Raw genomic sequence first — 25,937 nt, forward strand, 5'->3', positions numbered from 1 at the left:
ATCCGCGAGCTCGTCGCGACCGGATCGACCGTGCTGCTCACGACGCAGTACCTCGACGAGGCGGATCAGCTGGCCGACCGCATCGCCGTGATCGACCGCGGCCGCGTCGTCGCCGAGGGCACGCCGGACGAGCTGAAGAGCTCGGTCGGGACCTCCTCGCTGCAACTGCGCATCGGCGGACGGGACGGCGGAGCGGTGCTCGGTTCCGACATCGAGACGGCCGCGCGCGCGATCCAGCGCGTACTCGGGGTCACCGCGTCGCCGTCCCCCGAGGGAACGCGTCTGACCGCTCCCATGGCCGACGCCGATCGCGTCGCCGACCTGCTGATCACGCTCCGCTCAGCGGGCGTCCCCCTCGTCGAGATGAGCGTTCAGAAGCCGACCCTCGACGAGGTCTTCCTCGCCATCACCGGGCACGACGCCGCCGATCAGGCGGAGCCGGCCGACGCCGAACTCCAGGAGGTCCGAGCATGAGCACCGCCACACTCGAACGCATCGTCCCCGCCGCCGAGCGGGACCTCAAGAACCACACGAGCCTGAGCCAGTCCATCGCGAACACGTTCACGATGGCCTATCGCGGGCTCGTCAAGATCCGGCGAACGCCGGAGCAGCTCGTCGACGTCACCGTCCAGCCGATCATCTTCACCCTGATGTTCGCGTACATCTTCGGCGGCGCGATCTCCGGCGACGTGCAGAACTACCTGCCGCTCCTGATCCCCGGGATCCTGGTGCAGACCGTGATCACGGGGTCCGTCGTCACCGGCACCCAGCTGCGCGAGGACATGGACAAGGGGGTCTTCGACCGGTTCCGCTCGCTGCCGATCGCGCGGATCGCGCCGCTGTCGGGGGCGCTGCTCGCCGACACGGTCCGCTACACGATCGCGACGGCGATGACCTTCGTCGTCGGATTCCTCATGGGCTACCGGCCCGGCGGCGGCCTCGGCGGGGTCGTGCTCGCCGGCCTGCTGGTGATCGGCTGCTCCTGGGCGATCAGCTGGATCTTTGCGTTCTTCGGCGTGATCGCCCGCACGGCGTCCAGCGTGCAGGGGATCTCGATGCTCATCCTGTTCCCGCTGACGTTCCTGTCGAACGCCTTCGTGCCGGCCAACACCCTGCCGGACTGGCTGCGCTGGTTCGCCGACATCAACCCGGTGTCGCACCTCGTCACCGCGGTCCGGGACCTGGCGAACTCCGGCTCGATCGGCGCGGACCTCTGGGTGTCGCTGCTCGGTGCCGCGGTCATCGTCGCGATCTTCGCTCCGCTGACGGTCCGGGCCTACATGCGCAGGGCCTGACCCGGGATCCGGTGTGCCGGACCTGGATCCCGGATCAGGCCGACGGAACGGGTGCGCCGAGCACGGTGAATGCTCGGGGCACCCGTTCGTCCGTGCTCAGGCCGCGCGCCCGGGAGCGCGCGGCCTCGACCGCATCGGTCCCGACGAGGCGCGCGGCCCGCGTCCGGTGCAGCTCGAGCGCGAGAGAGGGCTGATCCTGCCTGGCGCCCAGCAGTTCCGCGAGGGCGAGCGCCTCGAGGCCCCGTTCCCGGAGCTCGGGAATCCCGATCGCCCAGGACGACCAGCCGGTGAGGGCGGTCCCGAGCACGGGGCGATCGACGTAGACGGAGCGCAGGCGCTGCAGCACGAGCAGCCGCTGCACGGCGATGGTGCGGGCGCGGAGCTTCGCGGCCAGCCTGGCCTGCTCGGCGGACGGGAGGGACTCGTCGATGCAGGCGGCCGAGACGTAGCCCGCCAGTGCGATCAGATACCAGGGGAGGCGCGCTGGTCGCTGTCGCGGAACTCGGCGATGGCGCGGCCGAAGCTCGCGATCGCGTCGGCGAACCGACCGCGGGCGCGCTCGATCTCGGCGACGCCGAACCATCCGATCGACGCGAGCCCCATCCCGTCGTCGGTCCGATCGACCGCTGCCGTGAGCTCGCGGAACAGTGGCTCGGCCTCGTCGGCGCGCCCGAGCGAGATCAGCGCGAGCCCCCGGAGCCAGCCGCGCTCGCCCATCTCGTCCTCCGCACCGAAGTCCTCGAAGCCGGCGGTGCCGATCTCCAGCCAGTGCAGCGCTTCTGCGGGCCGGGCCGACTGGCTGGCGAGCTGCGCGAGCGAGTGCGCGGCCATCGCCGCGATCCACGGTTCATCGGCGGCCGCAGCGTGTCGCCAGGTTCGTTCGGCGGCGGCGCGCGCCGTCTCGGGCTCGCCGTCGTTCTCGGCGAGTTGCGCGACGAGCATCTCGGCGAAGAGCCGTGCGTCGGCATCGGATCCGAGGCGCAGCTCCTCGAGGAGGTCCGGGTCGCCTCCGAGTCGAGTCCGGACTCGAGGATGCGCGACACGCCCCGCCAGAGCGGGCTCACCGTCGGATCCTCCCGGCGCAGTCGGCGCAGGAGCGCCACGGCGCGAACCGCGCGGTCGGGATCGGTGCTGCCGAGCCCGACGGCGCAGGTGGCCAGGCAGAGGGCGAGCGCATCGCCGGGCGCATCGGCTCCGCCCGACCGTCGTGCGGCACGCGCGATGGTCTCGAAGACCTCGGATGCCGTGCGGGTGAACTCGGTGAACGCGCCGCGAACGGTCCAGGACTGCGCGAGGACACCGAGCAGCAGGACGGCCTCGCCGCGACGGTCCGTGCTCACCGCGCGGCGGAGCGCTGCGAGGAGATTGTCCTGCTCGGCACGGATGATCCGGTATGCCGGGGCGCCGAGGGATCCGGGCAGTGCGAAGATGCCGGGGGTGCGCGCGTCCGCGAACCGGCGCCCCCAGCCGAGCACCGCCTCCCAGGCCGCATCTTCCGCGCCGTCGACCCGCAGACGGGCGAGGCCGAACTCGCGGACGGTCTCGAGCATCCGGAAGCGGATCGTGCCGGATCCGGCGTCTTCGAACACGACCAGCAGGGACTGCGAGACCAGCCGGTCGAGGACCTCGTCGACCCCGATATCGTCCGCGCACAGGCCTCCGGACCGGAGCACGCCGCTCGCCGTCTCGCGGGAGAGGCCACCCGGAAGCACCGACAGCATGGCGAGCGACCGGCGATCGACGGGTTCGAGCAGCTCCCAGCTCCACCCGATCACGGCCTGCAAGGTGCGATGCCGCTCGGGCGCCGCGCGGTCGCCGACGGTGAGGAGTGCGAAACGGTCCTCGAGCCGGGCCTCGATCTGCGCCGGGCTCATCGTCCTGATCCGCGCGGCCGCGAGTTCGATCGCGAGCGGCAGACCGTCGAGGCGGCCGCAGAGGCGGGCGACGACGTCGAGGGGGAGCTCGGCGTTCGGGCGGACCGCCCGAGCGCGCTCGACGAAGAGCCGCACCGCCGATCCGGTGACCCCGTCGTAGCGGAGCGGATCGAGCGGTCGGCAGACCTCGGCGGCGAGGGCGAGCGGGGTCCGGCTCGTGGTGAGGATCCGCAGGCCGGGGACCGCCGCGAGCGCGTCCGCCGCCCACGAGGCGACGCCGTCGACGACCTGTTCGCAGTTGTCGAGGACGAGGAGGGTGCCGCGTTCGCCGAGCGCGGAGAGCACGCGCTGACGCAGATCCGGTTGCGTCCTGGTGTCGGCGATCCGCGTGCTCGTGGTGGTCTCGCTGATCCCGAGCGCCCCACCGATGGCCGGAAGCACGTCGGCGGACTCGCGGGCGCCCGCGAGCGCGACGAATACGACGGTCGGCAGGTCCGAGGCCTCGGCGACGGCGGCGGCGAGCCGGGTCTTCCCGAGGCCGCCGGCCCCGAGCACGGTCACGAGGCGGTGGGCGCGGAGCAGCGCGGCGGTCTCGGCGATGTCCGCGTCGCGTCCGATGAGCGGGCTGAGGGCCACCGGGAGGCCGATCCTTGCGGGCTGCCTGGGTGTCGTACCGATGGCGGGTGCCGCCGGGCCGACCGGCGGCAGATCCTCGGGATCTTCGCTCGCGGCCCGGGCGGTTCCGGTCTCGCCGCGCAGGATTCGTGCGTTGAACTCGGTGATCGCGGTGCCGGGCGAGGTGCCCAGCGCCTCGCGGAGGCGTGTCCGGAGACCGGCGTAGACGGCGATCGCGTCGGCGGTCCGTCCCGAGCGGAGCAGCACCTCCATGAGCTCCGCATGCCGCTGCTCGTCGAACGGATGCGCGACGAGCAGTTCGCGCAGCTCGCGCGCCGCCTCGTCGAGATCGCCGGGGGCACCGGTAGCGGAGAGCAGGCGGGCGCGCTCCGTTCGCAGGCGGTCGCGCAGCTCGCCGGCGACGGCGCGGAGCTCGGCGGCGACGGGGGAGTCGCCGAGGTCCGGTCCGGGATCCCCGGTCCAGAGCGAGAGCGCCGCGTCGATCGTTCGCAGTCGTTCGGCGGGGTCGGCTCCGTCGCGCCCGGCGATGTCCCGGGCCAGCTCCAGGTCGCTGCGCGGCGCGGGGCGACCGGCGGCGCTCGCCGGTCGCTCGAGCGCGTAGCCGCCCGGCTCGGTCGCGATGAGGCCCCCTCCTCCCGCGGCGCGGGCGCGGGAGACGAGGCTCTGCAGCGAGGCCTTCGGATTGAGCGGAGGCTCGTCGCCCCAGAGATCGTTCGAGAGCGCGCCGACGGATCGGGGCGCGCCGCTCGGCTCGAGGGCGAGCGCGACGAGCAGGGCCCGGACGAGCGGACCGCCGGGATCCCGGCCGTCGACGCGGACGGGGCCGAGCACCGCGATGCGGAAGGACTCGGAGGGCATGGGGTCGAGTGTATCCAGGGGTCGATGTCGGTGGTACGGAGTAGCCTCGATCGCATGGAACCCACACGCTCCGTCAGGCCCTTCGAGGTCATCAGCGAATACGAGCCGAGCGGCGATCAGCCGCAGGCCATCGCGGAACTCGCCCAGCGCATCAACGCGGGCGAGACCGATGTCGTGCTCCTCGGCGCCACCGGCACGGGTAAGTCGGCGACCACGGCGTGGCTCATCGAGGAGGTGCAGCGGCCCACCCTGGTGCTCGCGCACAACAAGACGCTCGCGGCGCAGCTCGCGAACGAGTTCCGCAGCCTGCTGCCCAACAACGCGGTCGAGTACTTCGTCAGCTATTACGACTACTACCAGCCTGAGGCCTACGTGCCGCAGACCGACACCTTCATCGAGAAGGACTCGTCGGTCAACGCCGAGGTCGAGCGCCTGCGGCACTCGACCACCAACGCGCTGCTGAGCCGGCGCGACGTGGTCGTGGTCTCCACGGTGTCCTGCATCTACGGCCTCGGCAAGCCCGAGGAATACTACGAGGCGATGGTTCCGCTCGTCGTGGGCGACCGCCTCGATCGCGATGTGCTGCTGCGACGGTTCGTCGACATGCAGTACCAGCGCAACGATATCGAGTTCGTGCGCGGCAACTTCCGCGTGCGCGGCGACACGGTCGAGATCATCCCCATGTACGAGGAGAACGCGATCCGCATCGAGTTCTTCGGCGACGAGATCGAGGCGCTGTACTACCTGCACCCGCTCACGGGCGAGGTCATTCGTCAGGTCGACGCGGTGTCGGTGTTCCCCGGATCCCACTACGTGGCCAGCCGCCAGGTCATGAACCGGGCCATGGGCACCATCTCCGAGGAACTCGACTGGCGCACCCGCGAACTGAAAGAGCAGACGAAGCTCGTCGAAGAGCAGCGCCTGCGGATGCGGACCACCTTCGACCTCGAGATGATGGAACAGATCGGCTTCTGCTCGGGCATCGAGAACTACTCGCGGCACATCGACGGTCGCCAGCCCGGCGAAGCCCCGCACTGCCTGCTCGACTACTTCCCCGACGACTTCCTCGTCGTCATCGACGAGTCGCACGTCACGGTGCCCCAGATCGGCGCGATGTACGAGGGTGACGCGTCGCGCAAGCGCACGCTGGTGGAGCACGGATTCCGCCTGCCGAGCGCCCTCGACAACCGACCGCTCAAGTTCTCCGAGTTCCAGGAGCGCGTGGGGCAGGTCGTCTACCTCTCGGCGACCCCGGGCAAGTACGAGTTGGAGCGCGCCGACGGCGTCGTCGAGCAGATCATCCGCCCGACCGGGCTCATCGATCCGCGCATCGTCGTGAAGCCGAGCGAGGGCCAGATCGACGACCTGCTGGAGCAGGTCCGCATCCGCGCCGAGCGCGATGAGCGCGTGCTCGTGACGACGCTCACCAAGAAGATGGCCGAGCAGCTGACCACCTTCATGGAGGAGGCCGGGATCCGGGTGCGCTACCTGCACTCCGACGTCGACACGCTTCGTCGCGTCGAACTGCTGACCGAACTGCGCGCGGGAGTCTTCGACGTGCTCGTCGGCATCAACCTGCTGCGCGAGGGACTCGATCTGCCCGAGGTGTCGCTGGTCTCGATCCTCGACGCCGACAAGGAGGGCTTCCTCCGCTCGTCGACCTCGCTCATCCAGACCATCGGACGTGCCGCGCGAAACGTGTCGGGCGAGGTGCACATGTACGCCGACACCGTCACCCGCTCCATGCGTGAGGCGATCGACGAGACGGATCGGCGCCGGGAGAAGCAGCTGGCCTACAACGCCGAGCACGGCATCGACCCGACCCCGCTGCGCAAGAAGATCGGTGACATCACCGAACTCCTCGCGCGTGAGGCCGCCGACACCGAGGACGTGCTTTCGCGCACCGGAGCCCACGCGCAGCGCAAGTCGGTCTCGCCGCAGCGCGCGAAGGGCAAGGCCGCGGCACGCGCCGGGGCCATCGCCGGCGAGGGTGCGGCGCAGCTCGAGGAACTCATCGCCGATCTCACGCAGCAAATGCTGACCGCGGCAGAGGAGCTCAAGTTCGAGCTCGCGGCCCGCCTGCGCGACGAGGTCTCGGAGCTCAAGCGCGAGCTCCGGAGCATGGATCAGGCCGGACACCGCTGAGAAACGGCGTCGCCGTGTACCGCGAAATCGAGCTCCCCGGACTCGGAGTGCTCTGGCGCTCGGAACGTGCGGCGAATGGCGTCGTCGTACCCGCGGTGATCCCCGCAGACGGGAGCGCGGACATCATCCTGCGGGACGACGAGCTCCTCGTCGCCGGCCCGTCGACGCGCTGGTTGCTCGGCAGCGGGAGCGCCCACGGCGCCACCATCGGACTCCGCTTCGCCCCCGGTCTCACCGGAGGGGCGCTCGAACTCGACGCGTCAGAGCTGCGGGACCGCCTGGTGCCCGCATCCGATGCGCTGACACCGGAAGTGCGACGCCGTGGCGAACGACTGCTCCGGGCGCTCGGCGGTGCCTTCGAGGCTGCGGCGGGGGCGGAGGCGCGCGCGGAGCTGCGCGCGGTGCTCCGCTCCCCGGTCGCCGAACCGTTCGGGACCGGGGCCGCCGATTGGACCGACGAGGCGCTCCGCCTGGCCGGAGCCGGCGCGACCGCTGCCGCAGCGGCGGTGCGCCTCGGATACTCGGAACGCCAGCTGCAGCGTCGCATGCTGCGGGACTTCGGCTACGGGTACACCGCGCTGCGCCGGGTGCTTCGCGCCGAACGCGCGCGCGGGCTGCTCGGATCGGGGGTTCCCGTCGACGCCGCAGCGGCCCGCGCCGGCTACAGCGACCAGGCCCACCTCACGCGGGAGTTCGGCCGGATCGTCGGCATCACGCCGGGCCGCTTCGTCGCTGCGAACGCCGGTGCCGCTCGGAACCGGACCGGTACCGGCGGGCCTCAGGCCGCGGAGTCCGCCTCGAGCGGCGCGTAGAGATCGATGGAGTTGCCGTCCGGGTCGAGCACGGTCGAGTAGCGCTGGCCCCACGGCGCGTCCCAGGGCGCCATCGAGGCCGCCGCGGGGAATCGCTCGACGATCGCGGCGTAGACCCGATCCACCTCGGCCGGCGTGGCCGCGCTGAACGCGAAGCCGATCCGGTTCTCGCCGGTCGGCAGCTCGAAGTCCGGACGGAACCCGCGCACGGTCGAGACCGGATCCCACGCGAGCGTCATGCCGCCGGGCAGGACGGTCTCGACGTGGGGTGCGTCGTCCTGCCCCTCGGGGATGTCGAGTCCGAGCGCGCGGTAGAAGCTGAGGGACGCCGGGAGGTCCGCGGTCACGATGCCGATGAAGTCGAATGCGAGTGTCATGCGCTCAGCCTACGAGCGTCCCCCCGGTCGGGTCTTGAACGAATCGGACACGGGACGCGGCGCGGGGGAGCACGATTCCGTTCGTACATGTATTCGAATATCGGGCTCGGATTCGATAGGATGGTCGGGTGACCTCGAAGCGCGAAACCACCCCAGTCCGCTCCAGCTCGGCCCACGCGCAGATCAGCGTGCAGGGCGCGCGGGTGCACAACCTGCGCAACGTCGACCTGGCGATTCCCCGCGACTCGATGGTGGTCTTCACCGGGCTGTCGGGCAGCGGCAAGTCCAGCCTCGCCTTCGACACGATCTTCGCCGAGGGGCAGCGCCGCTACGTCGAGAGCCTGAGCGCCTACGCCCGCCAGTTCCTCGGGCAGGTCGATCGGCCCGACGTGGACTTCATCGAGGGCCTCAGCCCCGCGGTCTCCATCGACCAGAAGTCGACCAACCGCAATCCGCGCTCCACCGTCGGCACGATCACCGAGATCTACGACTACATGCGTCTGCTCTGGGCGCGCGTCGGAGTGCCCCACTGCGCCGTCTGCGGTGAGCGCATCGCCTCGCAGACCGTGCAGCAGATCGCCGACACGCTCATGGAACTGCCCGAGCGCACCCGCTACCAGGTGCTCGCGCCCATCGTCAGTAAGAAGAAGGGCGAGTTCGTCGAGCTCTTCCAGGATCTCGCGGCAAGCGGATACTCGCGTGCGCTGGTCGACGGCGAGACGGTCCTGCTCTCCGACCCGCCGACCCTCAAGAAGCAGGTCAAGCACGACATCTCGGTCGTGATCGACCGTCTCGTCGCGAGCCCCGACGGGCTCGGCCGGCTCACCGACTCCCTCGAAACGGCGCTCAAGCTCGCCGACGGGCTCGTCACCATCGACTACGTCGACCGCGATCCGAAGGCGGCCGACCGCAGCCGCACCTTCAGCGAGAAGCTCAGCTGCCCCAACGGTCATCCCGTCTCGCTGACCGAGATCGAGCCGCGCACCTTCTCGTTCAACGCACCCTTCGGCGCCTGCCCCACCTGCTCCGGTCTCGGCACCAGCATGTCGGTCGACGAGGACCTGGTGCTCGGCGATCCCGACCTGTCGATCGAGGAGGGCGTGATCGTCCCCTGGACCAGCCAGGGCAAGAGCCTGTACCAGTACTACGAGAAGCTGCTGATCGGCCTGGCCCGCGACCTGGGCTTCACTCTCGACACGCCCTGGCGCCTGCTGCCCGAAGAGGTGCGCGATGCCGTGCTCTACGGCAACAACTTCAAGGTCAACGTGCGCTGGAAGAACCGCTTCGGCCGAGAAGTGAAATACAGCTCGGGCTTCGAGGGCGTCATCCCCTTCATCGAGCGGCAGTACGCCGAGGCCGAGTCCGACAATCGGCGCGAGCGCTGGGCCGAGTTCCTCCGCGAGGTGCCCTGCCACGCCTGCAACGGCCAGCGGCTCAAGCCCGAGGTGCTCGCGGTCACGATCGACGGCGAGTCCATCGCGAGCGTCGGCGACTACAGCCTGAGCGACGCACAGCGCTTCTTCCAGCAGGTCGAGCTCACCGAACGCGAGGCCAAGATCGCGGCCCAGGTGCTGCGCGAGATCCGCCTGCGCTTCGACTTCCTCATCGAGGTCGGGCTCGGGTACCTCACCCTCGCCCGGGCCGCAGGCACCCTGTCGGGCGGCGAAGCGCAGCGCATCCGGCTCGCGACGCAGATCGGCTCCGGCCTCACCGGCGTGCTCTACGTGCTCGACGAGCCGTCGATCGGTCTGCACCAGCGCGACAACCGTCGCCTCATCGAGACGCTCGTCAAGCTCCGCAACCTGGGCAATACGCTCATCGTGGTCGAGCACGACGAGGAGACGATCGAAGCGGCCGACTGGATCGTCGACATCGGGCCCGGCGCCGGCGTCGAGGGCGGCACCGTCGTGCACTCGGGGGACTACGCCTCCCTGCTCGAGAACCGGGCCTCGATGACGGGCGACTTCCTCGCGGGCCGCCGTGCCATCGAGACGCCCAAGAAGCGACGCAAGCGCGAGCGCGGGCGCGAGCTCAAGGTGGTCGGTGCGCGCTCCAACAACCTGCAGAACGTCGACGCGACCTTCCCGCTCGGCGTCATGACCGCGGTCACGGGGGTCAGCGGGTCGGGCAAGTCGACCCTCGTCAACGACATCCTGTATCGCGTGCTCGCCAACCAGCTCAACGGCGCGCGCATGGTGCCCGGCAAGCACACCCGCGTCACCGGGCTCGAGCACCTCGACAAGGTCGTCCACGTCGACCAGGCCCCGATCGGACGCACCCCGCGTTCCAACCCGGCCACCTACACGGGCGTCTTCGACAAGATCCGCACCCTGTTCGCCGACACACCCGAGGCCAAGACGCGCGGCTATCTCGCCGGGCGATTCAGCTTCAACGTCAAGGGCGGTCGCTGCGAGGCCTGCTCCGGCGATGGCACGATCAAGATCGAGATGAACTTCCTGCCCGATGTCTACGTCGCGTGCGAGGTCTGCGGCGGGTCCCGCTACAACCGTGAGACCCTGCAGGTCCGCTACAAGGGCAAGAACATCTCGGAGGTCCTCGAGATGCCGATCGCCGAGGCCGCGGAGTTCTTCGAGCCCATCTCGAGCATCCACCGCTACCTCAAGACCCTCGTCGACGTCGGCCTCGGATACGTGCGGCTGGGACAGAGCGCGACCACGCTGTCGGGCGGCGAGGCGCAGCGCGTGAAGCTCGCGACCGAGCTGCAGAAGCGCTCCAACGGGCGGAGCATCTACGTGCTCGATGAGCCCACCACCGGTCTGCACTTCGAGGACGTGCGCAAGCTGCTGCTCGTGCTCAACGGCCTCGTCGAAAAGGGCAACACGGTCATCACGATCGAGCACAATCTCGACGTGATCCGCAGCGCCGACTGGATCATCGACCTCGGGCCCGAAGGCGGCTCCGGCGGAGGCACGATCCTCGCCACCGGAACCCCCGAGCAGATCGCGAAGGTCGAAGAGAGCTACACGGGGCAGTTCCTCGCCGAGATGCTGGCGAAGCACTGATGATCGCGGGCGATCACCGCGCGGCGTTCAGGCCGGCGCAGGGTGAGATCCCCACCACGCCCGGCGTGTACCGATTCTCGGACCGGCACGGGCGCGTGCTCTACATCGGCAAGGCGAAGAACCTGCGGGCCCGGCTCGCGAACTACTTCCAGCCGATGCACGCGCTCATGCCGCGCACCCAGCGCATGCTCACCCTGGCCGCGAAGCTCGACTGGACGGTCGTCGCGACCGATACCGAGTCGCTCGTGCTCGAGCACACCTGGATCACCGAGTACAAGCCGCCGTTCAACGTCCAGTTCAAGGACGACAAGACCTATCCGTATCTCGCGGTCACGCTGCGCGAGGACGCCCCGCGCCTCATCATCACGCGCAACGAGAAGATCCGCGGGGCCCGGTACTTCGGGCCGTACCCGAAGGTCTGGGCGCTGCGGGAGACGACGGCACTGCTGCAGCAGGCGTTCCCGATCCGCACCTGCAACGACGCCGATTACAAGCGCGCCATGGACTCCGGTCGGCCCTGCCTCGCGGGGCAGATCGGCCGCTGCAACGGCCCCTGCTCGGGCAAGATCACCGTCGAGGCGCATCGCGAGCGGGTCGAAGAGCTGGTCGCGTTCCTCGCGGGCGGCGACACGAGTCACCTGAAGCAGTTGCAGCACGCCATGCGCGACGCCGCAGCCGAGCAGCGCTACGAGGACGCCGCGCGTCTGCGAGACCAGGTGCAGGCGGTCGAGCACGTGCTCGAGAAGAACGCGATCGTGCTCGGCCTCGACGTCGAGCTCGACGTGTTCGGCCTCAAGTCGGACGAGCTCTCGGCCGCGGCGCACCAGTTCATCATCCGCGGCGGACGCATCCGCGGCGAACGGAGCTGGATCGTCGACGTGGAACTCGACGACTCGCCCGGGACGCTCCTCGAGCAGGTCATTCAATCCGCCTATGACGACGGCCACGAGGCGCCCGCGAGGATCCTCGTGTCGACCATGCCCGCCGATCTGAGCGCGCTGGAGGAGGCGCTGCGGGCGAACCGGCCGCGCCGCGGCAAGGTGCGGATCCAGGTGCCCGAGCGGGGCGACAAGGCCCAGCTCATGAACCGGGCACTGCTGAACGCGGGCGAGAATCTGCTGCGCCACAAGCTCAAGCGCGCGGCGGACATCACGGCGCGCACCGATGCGCTCGCCGAACTGCAGGAGGGCCTCGACATGGGCGAGGCCCCGCTGCGCATCGAGTGCATCGACGTCTCGCACCTGCAGGGCACCGGCGTCGTCGCCTCGCTCGTGGTGTTCGAGGACGGCCTGCCCGCGAAGGGGGCCTATCGCAAGTACCGTATCGAGCAGACGACCGACGACACCGATTCGATCTACCAGGTCGTCTCGCGACGAGCCGCGCAGCTCAACGCCGCGGCCGAGGCGGGGGAGCCGCCCAGCGGGAGGTACCGCGACCGGCCCCAGCTCCTGATCGTCGACGGCGGCGCGCCGCAGGTCGCGGCGGCGCAGCGCGCCCTGAGCGAGGCCGGCATCACCGATATCGCGCTCTGCGGCGTCGCCAAGCGACTCGAGGAGCTGTGGCTGCCCGACGATCCGTTCCCCGTGATCCTGCCCCGCACGAGCGAGTCCCTGTTCCTCGTGCAGCGCATCAGAGACGAAGCGCACCGCTTCGCGATCACCTTCCAGCGGCAGCGGCGCAGCAGCGCCATCAGCAGCCAGCTCAGCGAGATCCCGGGCCTCGGACCCAAGCGCGTGCAGGCGCTGCTCAAGCATTTCGGCTCGGTCGCGCGACTGCGCGCCGCGAGTCCGGAGGAGATCGCCAGTGCCCCCGGGGTGGGCGATCAGCTCGCGGAGCAGATCCATCGGCACGTGCACGCCCCAGCAGCCGGTAAGCTGGTGGGCGGAGAATCGGCTGAGACATCGGAGGAGGACGGCGAGTGAGCGAGCACGCACCCGGACAAGAGATCCTCATCGTCACCGGAATGTCGGGGGCCGGCCGGTCCACGGTCGCGAACGCCCTCGAAGACCTCGGGTGGTACGTGGTCGACAACCTCCCGCTGCCCATGCTCAAGACGCTGGCCGACATGGCCGATCGGTCGGGCGGTGCGCTGCCGAAGATCGTCGCCGTGATCGACGTGCGCGGGCGCGATCTCTTCGACGACATCCAGCAGACCGTCGCCGAGCTGCGGGAGCACGCAACGGTCCGCGTCGTCTTCCTCGACGCCACGGACGACATCCTGGTGCGCCGGTACGAGGCCGTGCGGCGTCCGCACCCGCTCCAGGCCGAGGGCAGCCTGCTCGACGGCATCCGCCTCGAGCGCGAGCGCCTGCAAGAGCTGCGCGCCTCGAGCGACGTGGTCATCGACACCTCGCGCTACAACGTGCACGACCTGTCGACGGCCACCCGAGAGATGTTCTCGGCCGAGGACACTCCGGGCCTGCAGCTCTCGGTGCAGAGCTTCGGCTTCAAGTACGGCGCCCCGACCGACGTCGACCTCATGGTCGACATGCGCTTCATCCCCAATCCGTTCTGGGAGCCCGAGCTCCGCCCCCTCACCGGCGTCGATGCCGAGGTGAAGGACTACGTACTCAGCCGCGAGGGGGCGGCCGAGTTCCTCGAGCACTACGTCGCCGCGCTGGAACCGGTTCTCGCCGGATTCCAGCGCGAGAACAAGCGACATGTGTCGCTCGCGGTCGGCTGCACGGGCGGTAAGCACCGCTCGGTCGCCATGGCCCGCGAGCTCGCAGACCGTCTCGCCGGGGTGCCCGGCGTGAGCGTGAGTCTGCGCCACCGCGACCTCGGTCGCGAGTAGTCCGCCGGCCGTTCCCGGCCAGCAGTCTGTCATCTCACCCGCATCCCTTCGAGAGGATCCTTTTCGTGCCATCGACCCCCGACGTCAAAACCGAGCTCGTCCGCGTTGTCCCGCAGCGCACCAGCGAGCGGGTATCGGAGCTGGCGACGATCCTGCGGCTCTCCGGGGGACTCCACACCATCTCGGGGCGCATCGCCCTCGAAGCCGAACTGCACACCCCCGCGATCGTGCAGCGGGTCCGCAAGGATCTGGCCGAGATCTACGGCGTCCGCTCGGACGCCATGCAGCTCCCCGCGTCGAGCACCCGGCCCGGCGCCCCGCAGTTCCTCGTCCGCGTGCTGGACGGCGAGACGATCGCGCGCCAGCTGGGCCTCATGGACCCCCGTCGTCGCCCCATCCGCGGCCTGCCCAACCGGCTGACCACGGGTTCGCAGCCCGAGCTCGCAGCGATCTGGCGCGGCGCGTTCCTCGCGCGCGGCTCGATCACTCCGCCCGGCCGCTCGGCGAGCCTCGAGGTCGTGTGCCCCACGAACGAGACCACCATGGCGCTCGTGGGCGCCGCGGGTCGTCTCGGCATCGCCGCCAAGAGCCGGGACATCCGCGGCCAGCACAAGGTGCTGGTGCGCGATGGCGAGGCGATCGGCGAGATGCTGAGCGCGATGGGCGCCGTCGACGCCCGCGCCGCCTGGGACGAGCTGCGCAAGGCGCGCGAGACCCGGGCCACCGCGAACCGCCTCGTGAACTTCGACGATGCGAACCTCCGCCGATCCGCCCAGGCCTCCGTAGCCGCGTGCGCCCGTGTCGAGCGCGCCCTCGAGATCCTCGGAGACGAGACTCCCGAGCACCTGCGCTACGCCGGCGCACTCCGCCTGAGCCACCGCGAGGCGAGCCTCGACGAGCTCGGCGCCCGAGCCGATCCGCCCCTCACCAAGGACGCGATCGCCGGCCGGATCCGCCGCCTGCTCGCGATGGCCGACAAGGAGGCCGAATCGCGCGGGATCCCCGGCACCGAGGCGAGCCTCCCCGAAGAGCTCGACGCACTCTGAAGTCGCTGCGAACACCGGTCATCTCGCGGAATATCTCGCGGTCGGGCCCGGTTGTCGGCATAGACTGAAGTCACATCAACGAAGAATTCGAAGGAGCGCCACATGGCCGCATACACCCTGCCCGAACTTCCCTACGATTACGCCGCCCTCGAGCCGCACATCAGCGGCAAGATCATGCAGCTGCACCACGACAAGCACCACCAGGCCTACGTGACCGGTGCGAACAACGCGGTCGACCAGCTGGCGGAAGCGCGCGAGAGCGGCAACCTGGCCACGATCAACAAGCTCGAGAAGGATCTCGCCTTCAACCTCGGCGGCCACGTCAACCACACGATCTTCTGGAACAACCTCTCGCCCGAGGGCGGGGAGCGGCCCGAGGGCGAACTCGCCGCGGCGATCGACGAGTACTTCGGGTCGTTCGAGAAGTTCCAGGCGCAGTTCACGGCGACCGCGCTGGGCGTGCAGGGCTCCGGCTGGGCGCTTCTCGCCTGGGACACCCTCGGTCAGCGGCCGCACATCCAGCAGCTCTTCGACCAGCAGGGCAATCTGCCCGCAGGTCAGATCCCGCTGCTGATGCTCGACGTCTGGGAGCACGCGTACTACCTCGACTACCTGAACGTGCGAGCCGATTACGTCTCCGCGTTCTGGAACATCGCGAACTGGCAGGACGTGGCGAAGCGCTTCGACGCGGCGCGCGCCCAGACCGGCGGGCTGATCCAGCTCGGCGAGTGAGTCGGCTCGGGCCGGTCCCTTCGGGGATCGGCCCGTTCGTCTCTCGGCGCGACCCTCGGGTCGCCGTCGAGTGGTGCGGATCGCTCACCCGAGCGGTCCGCGCACCGGGGCGGGGAGTCCGCCTCGGCCATCTCAACAGTTGAAAGGCACGTGAATGGGCACACGGATCGCTATCAACGGTTTCGGTCGGATCGGCCGGAACTTCCTTCGTGCGGCGCTGAGCCAGGGGTCGGATCTCGACCTCGTCGCGGTGAATGACCTCACCGACACGGCGACGCTCGCACACCTCCTCAAGTACGACTCGGTCGGCGGGATCCTCGATGCCGAGATCACGCACGACGACACGTCGATCACGGTGAACGGCGACACCTTCCGGGTGATCTCCGAGCGCGACCCCGGGCAGCTGCCCTGGGCGGAGCTCGGCGTCGACGTCGTGATCGAATCCACCGGGCGCTTCACGAAGGTGAGCGATGCCGAGGCGCATCGCAGCGCTGGAGCGCGCAAGGTGATCATCTCCGCGCCCGCCACGGGCCCCGCTCCCACCTTCGTCATGGGCATCAACCAGGATCGGTACGACGCGGCCAACGATCACGTCATCTCGAACGCCTCCTGCACCACCAACTGCCTCGCCCCCGTGGCGAGCGTGTTCGACGAGGCCTTCGGCATCGAGCGCGGCTTCATGATGACCGCGCACGCGTACACCGCCGACCAGGTCCTGCAGGACAGCCCGCACCGCGACCTCCGCCGCGCCCGCGCTGCCGCGATCAACATCGTCCCGACCTCGACCGGTGCGGCGAAGGCCATCGGTCTCGTCCTGCCGAAGCTCGCGGGCAAGCTCGACGGTTCCTCGTACCGGGTTCCCGTGCCGACCGGGTCGATCGTCGACCTGACACTGGTCACGCGCGACGGCCTCACGGTCGACGAGATCAACGCGGCGTTCCGCGCCGCGGCCGAGGGCCCGCTCGCGGGGTACCTCCAGTACTCGACGGATCCGCTGGTCTCGAGCGACATCCAGCAGAACCCGCACTCGGCGATCTTCGATTCGGAGCTCACCGCGGTCTCGGGCAACCTGGCGAAGGTCTCGGCCTGGTACGACAACGAGTGGGGCTACTCCAACCGTCTCGTCGACCTGACCCGCTTCGTCGGATCCCAGCTCTCCTGAGCACGAAGTCGGACGCCGGCCGACTCCAGCCCCCCGGCACTCACATCCCCCTGAAGGAGGACCCCAGCCGCCATGCGCACCATCGAATCCCTCGGCCAGCTCCGGTCGAAGACGGTGATCGTCCGCTGCGATCTGAACGTTCCGCTCGCCGACGGCGAGATCACGGACGACGGACGGATCCGCGCTTCGCTCACCACGATCCGCGAGCTCCGCGAGTCCGGTGCCCGGATCGTGCTCATCAGCCACCTCGGCCGACCGGCCGGTGCACCTGAGGAGCGCTACTCGCTGCGTCCGGTCGCGGTGCGCATGGCGGAACTGCTCGGGGCCCCCGTCGCATTCGTCGGCGAGACCGTCGGAACCGAGGCCTCGGCCGCGGTTTCGGCGCTCGGCGACGGCGATGTGGTGCTCCTCGAGAACCTGCGGTTCAACCCGGGTGAGACGAGCAAGGATGCGGAGGAACGCCGCGCGTTCGCCGCCCGCATCGCCGAGTTCGGCGACGCGTTCGTCTCCGACGGTTTCGGTGTCGTGCACCGACGCCAAGCCAGCGTGACCGAGCTTGCCGAGGCGCTCCCGAGTGCCGCGGGCCGCCTGGTCGAGGCCGAACTGCGGGTGCTCGAACGGCTGACCGTGACCCCCGAACGGCCCTACGCGGTCGTGCTCGGCGGGTCGAAGGTCTCGGACAAGCTCGGCGTCATCTCGCATCTCATCGAGCGGGTCGACACCCTCCTCATCGGCGGCGGGATGGTCTTCACCTTCCTCGCCGCTCAGGGGCACGCGGTGGCCTCGAGCCTCCTGGAGGAGGACCAGCTCGACACCGTCCGCGGGTATCTCTCCGACGCCGAGAAGCGCGGGGTGAGGATCGTGCTGCCGACCGACATCGTCGTGGCCGAGCGGTTCGCCGCCGACGCGGCGCACGAAGTGGTCGCCGCCGACGCGATCGCCGGAAGCTCCTTCGGCGAGTCCGGCATCGGCCTCGACATCGGCCCGGAGTCCGCTGCGGCGTTCGCATCGGTCATCGCCGGCGCCAAGACCGTCTTCTGGAACGGGCCCATGGGCGTGTTCGAGATGGCGGCGTTCGCTGAGGGCACCCGCAGCGTGGCGCGGGCGCTGACCGAGACCGACGGGTTCACCGTGGTCGGCGGCGGCGACTCCGCTGCGGCCGTGCGCGCGCTCGGCTTCCGCGACGAACAGTTCGGACACATCTCGACTGGCGGCGGCGCCAGCCTCGAGTTCCTTGAGGGGAAGACCCTTCCCGGTTTGGAGGTGCTCGCGTGAGCGACGAAACCCAGAACGATGCGCAGTCGGCGGAGGACGCCGCGATCGTCACCGACGACACGGTCGAGGTGGCGCCGCTCGTCGAGCAGGACGCCGCGCCCGCGGCCGACGAGCCCGCGGCGGCCGCGCCGGCCGAACCCGTCGAACTGCCGCAGGTCGAGCGCACTCCGCTCATCGCCGGCAACTGGAAGATGAACCTCGACCATCTGCAGGCGATCGCATTCGTGCAGAAGCTCTCCTGGGCGCTGAAGGATGCACGCCACGACTACGCCGAGGTCGAGGTCGCCGTCTTCCCGCCGTTCACCGACCTGCGTTCGGTGCAGACGCTGCTCGCCGCCGACAAGCTCTCGCTGAAGCTCGGCGCGCAGGATGTCTCGCCGCACGAGTCCGGCGCGTACACGGGAGACATCTCGGCCCACTTCCTCGCCAAGCTCGAAACCGCCTACGTCATCGTCGGCCACTCCGAGCGCCGCCACGGTCACGGCGAGGACGACGCGACGGTCGGGGCGAAGGCTCGTGCTGCCGCGGCGGCGGGAGTCATCCCGGTCATCTGCGTCGGTGAGACGGCCGAGGACCTCGCCGAGCACGGCGCCGCGGCGATCCCTGTCGCGCAGCTCGAAGCCGCGCTCGCGGAACTCCCGAAGGACGCCGAGTTCGTGCTCGCCTACGAGCCGGTCTGGGCGATCGGGAGCGGGCAGGCCGCAACGCCCGAGCAGGCCGAGACGGTCGCCCGTGCGCTGCGCGAGGCACTGCTGCGCGCACGCGGCGAAGAGACAGCCGGTGCCACCCGGATCCTCTACGGCGGCTCGGTCACCAGCCAGAACATCGCGGGCTTCATGCGCCAGCCGAACGTCGACGGCGCGCTCGTCGGCGGGGCGAGCCTCAAGTCCGACGAGTTCTCCCGCATCATCCAGTTCAAGAAGCACGTCACCGGCGCATAGCCGGCGACGCACCGTGCCGTCCCGGGGGAGGCCTCGGGCGGCACGGTATACTGGTCGGTGGCGCGCTGCGCCTCGACCCCTCGAAAGGTGGCCCGCGTGGGTATCCTCAAGATCGTTCTGCTCGTCTTCCTGGTGATCACCAGCCTGCTGTTGACGCTCTTCATCCTGCTGCACAAGGGTCGCGGCGGAGGCCTGTCCGACATGTTCGGCGGCGGCGTCACCTCGAGCCTCGGTTCGTCGGGGGTTGCGGAGCGCAACCTCAACCGCATCACCATCGGCGTTTCGCTGGTGTGGTTCGCCTCGATCGTGGGCCTCGGCCTGGTCGAGCGCTTCGCGACGGTCTGACCGTCCGACGCCGTCCGGCGCACCACTGACCAGCCGCAGCCTCGGCTGCATCGCAAGAAAGGCAACACGTGTCCGGTAGCAACGCTATCCGCGGCGCGCGAGTCGGATCCGGCCCCATGGGCGAGAAGGATCACGGCGTTCGCGCGGACCGCAAAGAGATCTCGTACTGGGACGCGCTCGGCAACGAGACCGTCCGCTACTTCTCGGCGGACGTCGCCGAAGAGGAGATCCCCGAGCAGATCGATTCCCCCCACAGCGGCCTGCCCGCCGGACGGGATCGCAACAACCCGCCGGAGCTCCTGAAGAACGAGCCCTACAAGACGCACCTCGCGTACGTGAAGGAGCGACGCACGCCCGAGGAAGCCGAAGAGCTGCTGGAGGAGGCGCTGCAGAAGCTGCGTGCCCGCCGCGGTTCCGCGCGTTCCAAGGCATAAACGCACCTCGCCCGCGCGCTGCGGGCATCGAGCGGCGCTCGGTCCGGATTCAGTTCCGGCCGAGCGCCGCTTCGTCTGCCCACAGCACGGTCTCCAAACGGCCCCGAGCGCGACCGGCCGGTAGGGGCTCGGGGTCGTCGGCGGATCGCACTCGCGCGATCGCGGGAGCCTTCTCCGCACCCGCCGCGAGCAACCACAGGTGGTCGACCCGGTCCAGAGCCCGGAAGCTCAGGCTCACCCGCTCCGCCGGAGGCTTCGGCGACTCGCGCACGGCGATCGCCAGTGGCTGCGAGTCGTCGTCGCGAAGCAGATCGTCGCGACCGGGGAAGAGCGAGCAGAGGTGTCCGTCAGGGCCGACGCCGTTCAGCGCCAGATCGATGCGGTCGAGACCGGCGAGGAGCTCGGCGTACGCCGCCGCCGCCTCGTCCAGGCTCAGGCCGGCATCGGAGGCCGCGACGCGGTGCACGAGCGCGGGATCGAACTCGACCGTCCCGAGGAGCAGGTCGTCCGCGAGTCGATCGTTGCGCTCGGCGTGGCCGCTCGGGAGCCAGCGCTCGTCGCCCCAGAGCAGGCGCACCCGTCGCCAGTCGACGAGATCGCGGTCGGGGTGCGCGGCGATCCCGGCGAGGGAGGCCTTGCCCATGCTTCCGCCCGTGAGCACGAGCACGGGGATCCGGTCCTCCTCCTGTGCGCGCCGGAGCACGCCGATGAGGCGTTCGACGATGCGCTCGGTGAGCGCTGCGACGTCGACCGCGGACTCGACGAGGGGTCCGGCGGTCATCGCTCGCCCTCCGGCTGATCGGCGAGGAGCAGCGGAACACCCGCGGTGAGGACGCGCCCGAACAGCTGGTCGGCCTGGAGCAGGCGCAGGTCCTCGACCAGGCACTGCGCGCGCCCGCGCCGGGGGATCGGCACCTCGAGGCGCGGATGCCCGGGCTGCGTGATCGCCGCGAACGTGCCCCGCGAGCGTTCGATGACGGTGTCGGCATCGTCGGAGTGGATCGTGACCGATTGGATGCCCCACTCGATCCCGGCGGACTCCGGCAGGTCGACCAGGCGCACCGGCACGCCGAGCTGCAGGCGCAACCAGGCGCCGAGCAGCATGGTCGACGATGAGTCGGGCGTGCCGCAGACAGTGGCGCCGGTGATGCGCCGCTCCGGCGCGTTGTCCAGCGCGGCCGCGAGTTGCGCGCGCCAGAGGGTCACCCGGGACCAGGCGAGGTCGGTGTCGCCCGCGCGGTAACCCGATGCGAGCTCGGTGAGGTGCGCGGCTGGATCCCGGAAGCCGCCGCTGTCGCTGATGCGCCGCTGCGCGAGTCGCCCGAGCGGTGTATCGATGGTGCGGCTGGGCCAGACGTCCGACCACCACACGACCACGGGGGCGTCGGCGAGCAGCAGGCCGCTGACGAGCCGTTCGGGGTCCACCGCGACGGCGCCGCGGGGTCGGAGCACGATGACCTCGCCGGCACCGGCGTCGCGACCCACTCGGATCTCGGCGTCCAGCCCACTGGCCGGGACGTCTCCGATGCCGAGCTCCCGCTGTCGCGCGTCGCGACTCACCTCGCCGACCCAGGTGGGGCGATCTTCGCCCTCGGGAAGCGCGATCGCGATGATGCGCATGGGGTGCTCGCGGGAGGCGAAGTTCGCGGCCGAGATCGCCTCCTCGAGCCCTTCCGCGGTGCTGAAGATCAGCAGCGTGAGGACTCGGCTGAGGGTGGTCGCGCCGCCCTCAGCGCGCAGCAGCACGAGACGCTTGCTGATCCCGCTGACGGTTGTGTCGGGCAGGGTCTCGATCACGGCATCCTCCAAGCGCGGCCGCTGCGGCCGAGCATCCGCTCGGCGCTGGTCGGGCCCCATCCGCCCGGATGGTAGGGCTCCGGTGCGCCGCTCGTGCTCCAGGCCGCCTCGATCGGGTCGAGGATCCGCCAGGAGAGCTCGACCTCGCGCTGGCCGGGGAAGAGCGGGGGCTCGCCCAGCAGCACGTCGAGAATGAGCCGCTCGTAGGCTTCGGGGCTCGCCTCGGTGAAGGCGTGACTGTATCCGAAGTCCATCGTGACGTCCCGGATCTGCAGTCCGGGACCGGGCACCTTCGACGAGAAGCGAGTGGTCACGCCCTCGTCCGGCTGCACGCGGATCACGAGGGCGTTGTTGCCGAGCATCTCGGGCGCGACCAGCGGATCGGCGGCCTTCTTGAAGACGATGGCGATCTCGGTGACCCGCTTGGCCAGACGCTTGCCGGTGCGCAGGTAGAACGGCACCCCGCGCCAGCGGGGCGTGTCGATCTCGAGGGTGATCGCTGCGAAGGTCTCGGTCGTGGAGTGCGGGGCCATGCCCTCCTCCTCGAGGAAACCGGTGACGCTCGCGCCGCCCTGCCAGCCGCCGACGTACTGGCCGCGGGCGGTGGTCTCGACGAGATCGTCCGGCAGCACCACCGACTCGAGCACCTGTTCCTTCGCCGCGCGCAGATCGTCGGCACCGAGGCTGGCGGGCCGATCCATCGCGGTGAGGGCGAGCAGCTGCAGCAGGTGGTTCTGGATCACGTCGCGCGCCGCGCCGATACCGTCGTAATAGCCGGCGCGGCCGGCGACGCCGATGTCCTCCGCCATCGTGATCTGCACGTGGTCCACGTGCTCGGCGTTCCAGATCGGCTCGTAGAACACGTTCGCGAAGCGGAGCGCGAGCAGGTTCTGCACGGTCTCCTTGCCGAGGTAGTGGTCGATGCGGAACACGTGCTCGGGCGGGAACACCGCGTCGATGGCGCGGCCGAGCTCCTGCGAGCTCTCGAGGTCGTGGCCGAACGGCTTCTCGATGACGACTCGGCGCCAGCTGTTCTCGGGAGCCTCGGCGAGGCCCGCGTCGCGCAGCCGGGTACTGACGGTCTGGAACGTCTTGGGCGGGATCGAGAGGTAGAAGGCGGTGTTGCCCCCGTGCCGCGGTCGCGTTCGAGCTCGGCAAGGACCTCCGCGAGGCGCTCGTAGGCGGCGGTCTCGTCGAAGGCCCCGGTGACGAAGCGGATGCCGGTGCAGAACTGCTCCCAGGTGTCCGGATCGAACGGGGTGCGCGCGTGCGCGTCGACCGCCTCGAGGACCACCTGCGTGAACTCCGCGTCGCTCCATTCGCGCCGGCCGAAGCCGACGAGGGCGAACCCGGGCGGCAGCAGGCCGCGATTGGCGAGGTCGTAGATGGCGGGCAGCAGCTTCTTGCGCGCGAGGTCGCCGGTGACGCCGAAGAGCACGATGGCGCAGGGGCCGGCGACTCGGTCGAGCCGGAGGTCGTCGGGGGAGCGGAGCGGATTCCCGATCACGCAGAGGCCTCCTCGGCGCCCCGCAGCGGCGCGTCGGCGAACGCCGCCGCGATCGTTCGGGCGGCAGCGGCCGGGTCTGCGCAGCGCAGCGCGAACACCGGGCGTCCGCGCTCGGCGAGCACGTCCCGGTCTCCTCGGGCCTGCGCGGCGATGAGCTCGCCGAAACCGGCGTCCGACTCCGCGATGGGCAGTTCGGGATCGGCGGCGTCGAGGATCTGCAGGAACACCCCCACCGCAGGACCGCCCTTGTGCAGCTGCCCCGTCGAGTGCAGGAATCGAGGACCCCAACCGAAGGTGACGGGGGCGAGGAGCCGTTCGGCCGCAGCGGCGCGGAGCGCGTGCAGCGCATCGGCGGCATCGCCCTCGCGGTCGAGGTAGGCCTGGATCGCCAGATATCCGTCCGAGCCGACCGCCGTGCGGAGGGCCTCGGCGAGTTCGTCGACCGTCGCTGGGGCGGCGCCGCCGGGTGCGGCGAGCACCTCGATGCCGAGCCCCGAGGTGCCGGAGGCATCGCCGAGCGCAGCGATCGCGGGGATCGTGCCGTGCGCGTCGTCGAGCGCCGCACGAGCGGCGACTTTCGCCGATTCGACGTCGGGCTGATCGAAGGGATCGATCCCCATGAGGAATCCGAGCGCGGCCGTCGCGACCTCCCAAGTGAGCATCTGCGCGCCGAGCGGGCCCGTGACTGAGAGGTCGAGCCGCGGCTCAGCCGGCCGCTCGCCGTGGTCGGCGGCGCCGACGGTGACGCCGAGCGCGGTCGTGGGCAGCCCCTCGCCGAGTTCGGGCGCCGCCGGGTCCAGCACGACGGGGAGCACGCCCCGGCCGGACTTGCCCGTCGACTCGGCCACGAGCTGCTCGATCCAGTCTCCGAGCCCCCATCGGGCGTCCTCCGCCTCGGCGATGGCCAGCGCGAACCGATCGGGAAGCCCGGCGGCGATCGCCGCAGCGAGCTGCAGGGCGGGGTTGTCGGTCGTGTCGGCCGAGAGCGCGGCGCGCACGCTCTCCGCGTCGGCGACGATCTGGGCGACGTCGGCACCGGCGAGACCGGCCGGCACCAGGCCGAACGCGGTCAGCGCCGAGTACCTGCCGCCCACGTTCGGATCCGCGAGGAAGACCCGCTGTCCCGAGTCGCGGGCGGAGGCCTCGAGGGGGAACCGGGATCGGTCACCACGACGATGCGGTCCGCGGGGTCGATCCCCTCGCTCCGGAAGGCCCGAGCGAAGGTCGCCCGGTGGCTTCGCGTCTCGATGGTCGATCCGGACTTCGAGCTCACGACGACCGCGGTCCGCGCGAGGCCGCCCGAGAGCGCGCGTCGTACCTGATCGGGGTGCGTCGAGTCGAGCACGACGAGAGCGACGCCGTCGTGCCGAGCGATCACCTCGGGAGCGAGGCTCGATCCGCCCATGCCGCACAGCACGATCCGGTCGATGCCGCGCGAGGCGAAGTCGCGCCCCAGCTCCGAGATGCCGCGCAGCAGATCGGCGGCGCGCGCGGAGGCGTCGGTCCACCCCAGGCGGATCCGCGCCTCGGCCTCGGCCTCGGCCCCCCAGATCGCGGCGTCGTGCGACGCGATCCGACTTGCGATGCGGCCGGAGACGAGACGCTCCACGAGCGCTTCGACCGAACCGTCGTCGGCGGTGCTCGCGATGGCACCGCCGGAGTTGTCAGCCGGTGGGCTGTCGTTCGGCTCGTTCGCCGAACGCTCGCGCATCAGAGGTTGCCCATTCCCCATCCGCACGATCGGGTTCACCGCACGTCCTCCCGAGCAGCGCCGAGTGCGCCTCTGACGGTCTCGACCAGTTCGGCCCAGGAGACGTCGAACTTCTGCAGGCCTTCGACCTCGAGCAGCTCGGTGACCTCGGCGTAGTCGACGCCCTGGGCATCGATCGCGTTGAGCACCTGGTCCGCTTCGCGGTACGTGCCGCCGACGGTGTCGCCGCGCACCTCGCCGTGGTCGGCCACGGCCTCGAGGGTCGCCTCCGGCATCGTGTTGACGACGCCCGGAGCGACCAGGTCGATGACGTACAGGGTGTCGGGGAGCGCGGGATCCTTGACACCCGTCGACGCCCAGAGCGGGCGCTGCGGGTTGGCGCCCGCGGCGCGCAGCAGCGCGGCGCGCTCCGAGGCGAAGGCCTGCTCGAAGACCTCGTAGGCGAGGCGCGCGTTGGCCACGCCCGCGGCGCCGGTCATGGCGAGCGCCTCCTCGGTGCCGACGGCTCGCAGGCGCGCATCGATCTCGGTGTCGACGCGCGACACGAAGAAGGAGGCGACGGAGTGGATCTTCGATAGGTCGATGCCGGCCTCCCGGGCCCGCTCGAGCCCGGTGAGGTAGGCGTTGATCACCTGGCGGTAGCGCTCGAGGCTGAAGATCAGGGTCACGTTGACGCTGATGCCGGCCGCAATGGTCTCGGTGATGGCCTCGAGGCCCTCGACCGTGGCCGGGATCTTGATCATCGCGTTCGGCTTGCCGACGCGCTCCCAGAGCTGCTTCGCCTGGGCGACGGTGCCCGCGGTATCGCGAGCGAGGCCCGGTTCGACCTCGATCGAGACCCGGCCGTCCAGACCATTCGAAGCGGCGTAGACGTCGGCGAAGATGTCGCAGGCGTCCGCCACGTCGGCGGTGGTGAGCTCGAAGATCGTCTCGGTGACGTCGAGACCGCGTCGCGCGCAGTCGGCGATGCGGGAGTCGTAGCCGTGCCCCTTGGCCAGGGCGTTCGCGAAGATCGTCGGGTTCGTGGTCACGCCGACCACATTGCGGGAGCCGATCAGCTCGACCAGGTTCCCGCTCTCGATGCGCGAGCGGAGAGATCGTCGAGCCAGATGCTGACGCCGGCGGCGCTGAGGTCGGCGGTGGGTGATGCGTTCATCGTTCGGTCCTTTCGGC

The 25,937-nt window shown here is 70.4% G+C and carries 20 protein-coding genes and 3 pseudogenes; 14 read left to right on the plus strand and 9 right to left on the minus strand.

The window, feature by feature from the left end:
• Nucleotides 1-30 precede the first annotated feature (30 nt).
• Together AB3K78_RS05805 and AB3K78_RS05810 are read left to right on the plus strand one after the other, a co-directional pair.
• Nucleotides 31-474, plus strand: a complete 444-nt coding sequence (locus tag AB3K78_RS05805) for a DUF4162 domain-containing protein (protein ID WP_416447309.1) — start codon at nucleotides 31-33, stop codon at nucleotides 472-474.
• A complete protein-coding gene (locus AB3K78_RS05810; protein WP_416446827.1) occupies nucleotides 471-1,295 on the plus strand; it encodes an ABC transporter permease in 825 nt (274 codons plus the stop codon). The genes AB3K78_RS05805 and AB3K78_RS05810 overlap by 4 nt, the downstream gene beginning before the upstream one ends.
• A 34-nt stretch (nucleotides 1,296-1,329) precedes the next feature.
• On the opposite strand, the gene AB3K78_RS05815 is transcribed toward AB3K78_RS05810, so the two are convergent.
• From AB3K78_RS05815 to AB3K78_RS05825, 3 genes are all read right to left on the minus strand, one after another.
• A complete protein-coding gene (locus AB3K78_RS05815) occupies nucleotides 1,330-1,656 on the minus strand; it encodes a hypothetical protein (protein ID WP_416446828.1) in 327 nt (108 codons plus the stop codon).
• A 101-nt stretch (nucleotides 1,657-1,757) separates the two neighbouring features.
• Complete coding sequence (locus tag AB3K78_RS05820; RefSeq protein ID WP_416446829.1) at nucleotides 1,758-2,012, minus strand: tetratricopeptide repeat protein; 255 nt, start codon at nucleotides 2,010-2,012, stop codon at nucleotides 1,758-1,760.
• The gene (locus tag AB3K78_RS05825) at nucleotides 1,976-4,663 is read right to left on the minus strand and encodes a BTAD domain-containing putative transcriptional regulator (RefSeq protein WP_416446830.1); all 2,688 of its coding nucleotides are present in this window, start codon (nucleotides 4,661-4,663) and stop codon (nucleotides 1,976-1,978) included. Before AB3K78_RS05825 ends, AB3K78_RS05820 begins: the two co-directional genes overlap by 37 nt.
• A 54-nt stretch (nucleotides 4,664-4,717) precedes the next feature.
• Here AB3K78_RS05825 and uvrB point away from each other — a divergent pair, with 54 nt between their 5' ends.
• A complete protein-coding gene (gene uvrB, locus AB3K78_RS05830; protein ID WP_416446831.1) occupies nucleotides 4,718-6,808 on the plus strand; it encodes an excinuclease ABC subunit UvrB in 2,091 nt (696 codons plus the stop codon).
• 14 nt (nucleotides 6,809-6,822) lie between these two features.
• Nucleotides 6,823-7,620: a helix-turn-helix domain-containing protein gene (locus AB3K78_RS05835; RefSeq protein ID WP_416446832.1), complete on the plus strand. Its 798-nt coding sequence runs from the start codon at nucleotides 6,823-6,825 to the stop codon at nucleotides 7,618-7,620.
• On the opposite strand, the gene AB3K78_RS05840 is transcribed toward AB3K78_RS05835, so the two are convergent.
• Complete coding sequence (locus tag AB3K78_RS05840) at nucleotides 7,587-7,997, minus strand: VOC family protein (RefSeq protein WP_416446833.1); 411 nt, start codon at nucleotides 7,995-7,997, stop codon at nucleotides 7,587-7,589. The two genes, AB3K78_RS05835 and AB3K78_RS05840, sit on opposite strands and share 34 nt — an antisense overlap.
• A gap of 128 nt (nucleotides 7,998-8,125) precedes the next feature.
• Between AB3K78_RS05840 and uvrA the strand changes: the two genes are divergently transcribed.
• The 10 genes from uvrA (at nucleotide 8,126) to AB3K78_RS05890 (ending at nucleotide 19,749) form a co-directional block, all read left to right on the plus strand.
• Nucleotides 8,126-11,020, plus strand: coding sequence for an excinuclease ABC subunit UvrA (uvrA, locus tag AB3K78_RS05845; protein ID WP_416446834.1), 2,895 nt, complete (start codon nucleotides 8,126-8,128; stop codon nucleotides 11,018-11,020).
• Nucleotides 11,020-12,942, plus strand: coding sequence for an excinuclease ABC subunit UvrC (gene uvrC, locus AB3K78_RS05850; protein WP_416446835.1), 1,923 nt, complete (start codon nucleotides 11,020-11,022; stop codon nucleotides 12,940-12,942). Before uvrA ends, uvrC begins: the two co-directional genes overlap by 1 nt.
• On the plus strand, nucleotides 12,939-13,814 hold the full coding sequence (gene rapZ, locus AB3K78_RS05855; RefSeq protein WP_416446836.1) for an RNase adapter RapZ: 876 nt from the start codon (nucleotides 12,939-12,941) through the stop codon (nucleotides 13,812-13,814). The genes uvrC and rapZ overlap by 4 nt, the downstream gene beginning before the upstream one ends.
• 65 nt (nucleotides 13,815-13,879) lie before the next feature.
• Complete coding sequence (gene whiA, locus AB3K78_RS05860; RefSeq protein ID WP_416446837.1) at nucleotides 13,880-14,860, plus strand: DNA-binding protein WhiA; 981 nt, start codon at nucleotides 13,880-13,882, stop codon at nucleotides 14,858-14,860.
• Between the two features lie 102 nt (nucleotides 14,861-14,962).
• Nucleotides 14,963-15,592, plus strand: a complete 630-nt coding sequence (locus tag AB3K78_RS05865; protein ID WP_416446838.1) for a superoxide dismutase — start codon at nucleotides 14,963-14,965, stop codon at nucleotides 15,590-15,592.
• Between the two features lie 154 nt (nucleotides 15,593-15,746).
• Nucleotides 15,747-16,754 carry a type I glyceraldehyde-3-phosphate dehydrogenase gene (gap, locus tag AB3K78_RS05870; protein ID WP_416446839.1) on the plus strand — a complete coding sequence of 336 codons (1,008 nt, stop codon included), beginning with the start codon at nucleotides 15,747-15,749 and terminating at the stop codon, nucleotides 16,752-16,754.
• Nucleotides 16,755-16,826: 72 nt separating this feature from the next.
• Nucleotides 16,827-18,029, plus strand: a complete 1,203-nt coding sequence (locus AB3K78_RS05875) for a phosphoglycerate kinase (RefSeq protein WP_416446840.1) — start codon at nucleotides 16,827-16,829, stop codon at nucleotides 18,027-18,029.
• A gap of 146 nt (nucleotides 18,030-18,175) precedes the next feature.
• Entirely contained in the window at nucleotides 18,176-18,970 is a 795-nt protein-coding gene (gene tpiA, locus AB3K78_RS05880) for a triose-phosphate isomerase (protein ID WP_416447310.1), read from the plus strand.
• 96 nt (nucleotides 18,971-19,066) lie between these two features.
• On the plus strand, nucleotides 19,067-19,315 hold the full coding sequence (gene secG, locus AB3K78_RS05885) for a preprotein translocase subunit SecG (RefSeq protein ID WP_046456770.1): 249 nt from the start codon (nucleotides 19,067-19,069) through the stop codon (nucleotides 19,313-19,315).
• 68 nt (nucleotides 19,316-19,383) lie between these two features.
• A complete protein-coding gene (locus AB3K78_RS05890) occupies nucleotides 19,384-19,749 on the plus strand; it encodes an RNA polymerase-binding protein RbpA (protein ID WP_416446841.1) in 366 nt (121 codons plus the stop codon).
• A 49-nt stretch (nucleotides 19,750-19,798) separates the two neighbouring features.
• On the opposite strand, the gene pgl is transcribed toward AB3K78_RS05890, so the two are convergent.
• The 5 genes and pseudogenes from pgl to tal form a co-directional block, all read right to left on the minus strand.
• Nucleotides 19,799-20,530, minus strand: a complete 732-nt coding sequence (gene pgl, locus AB3K78_RS05895; protein ID WP_416446842.1) for a 6-phosphogluconolactonase — start codon at nucleotides 20,528-20,530, stop codon at nucleotides 19,799-19,801.
• Nucleotides 20,527-21,546, minus strand: a complete 1,020-nt coding sequence (locus AB3K78_RS05900; protein ID WP_416446843.1) for a glucose-6-phosphate dehydrogenase assembly protein OpcA — start codon at nucleotides 21,544-21,546, stop codon at nucleotides 20,527-20,529. The genes pgl and AB3K78_RS05900 overlap by 4 nt, the downstream gene beginning before the upstream one ends.
• Nucleotides 21,543-23,053: pseudogene (gene zwf, locus AB3K78_RS05905) on the minus strand (glucose-6-phosphate dehydrogenase). Before zwf ends, AB3K78_RS05900 begins: the two are co-directional and overlap by 4 nt.
• Nucleotides 23,050-24,764, minus strand: a pseudogene (locus tag AB3K78_RS05910) (glucose-6-phosphate isomerase). Before AB3K78_RS05910 ends, zwf begins: the two co-directional pseudogenes overlap by 4 nt.
• Nucleotides 24,765-24,799: 35 nt before the next feature.
• Nucleotides 24,800-25,920: pseudogene (gene tal, locus AB3K78_RS05915) on the minus strand (transaldolase).
• Between the last annotated feature and the right edge of the window lie 17 nt (nucleotides 25,921-25,937).

Origin of the sequence: Leucobacter sp. HNU (genome assembly GCF_047946755.1) — a bacterium.
In the GTDB taxonomy this organism is placed as follows: Bacteria; Actinomycetota; Actinomycetes; order Actinomycetales; family Microbacteriaceae; genus Leucobacter.

Excerpts from the sequence above, each read along its gene's own strand:
- AB3K78_RS05810 (WP_416446827.1), top strand. The coding sequence starts at position 471 with ATGAGCACCGCCACACTCGAACGCATCGTCCCCGCCGCCGAGCGGGAC.
- AB3K78_RS05820 (WP_416446829.1), bottom strand. The coding sequence starts at position 2,012 with ATGGGCGAGCGCGGCTGGCTCCGGGGGCTCGCGCTGATCTCGCTCGGG.
- AB3K78_RS05825 (WP_416446830.1), bottom strand. The coding sequence starts at position 4,663 with ATGCCCTCCGAGTCCTTCCGCATCGCGGTGCTCGGCCCCGTCCGCGTC.
- uvrB (WP_416446831.1), top strand. The coding sequence starts at position 4,718 with ATGGAACCCACACGCTCCGTCAGGCCCTTCGAGGTCATCAGCGAATAC.
- AB3K78_RS05840 (WP_416446833.1), bottom strand. The coding sequence starts at position 7,997 with ATGACACTCGCATTCGACTTCATCGGCATCGTGACCGCGGACCTCCCG.
- uvrC (WP_416446835.1), top strand. The coding sequence starts at position 11,020 with ATGATCGCGGGCGATCACCGCGCGGCGTTCAGGCCGGCGCAGGGTGAG.
- AB3K78_RS05865 (WP_416446838.1), top strand. The coding sequence starts at position 14,963 with ATGGCCGCATACACCCTGCCCGAACTTCCCTACGATTACGCCGCCCTC.
- gap (WP_416446839.1), top strand. The coding sequence starts at position 15,747 with ATGGGCACACGGATCGCTATCAACGGTTTCGGTCGGATCGGCCGGAAC.
- AB3K78_RS05875 (WP_416446840.1), top strand. The coding sequence starts at position 16,827 with ATGCGCACCATCGAATCCCTCGGCCAGCTCCGGTCGAAGACGGTGATC.
- pgl (WP_416446842.1), bottom strand. The coding sequence starts at position 20,530 with ATGACCGCCGGACCCCTCGTCGAGTCCGCGGTCGACGTCGCAGCGCTC.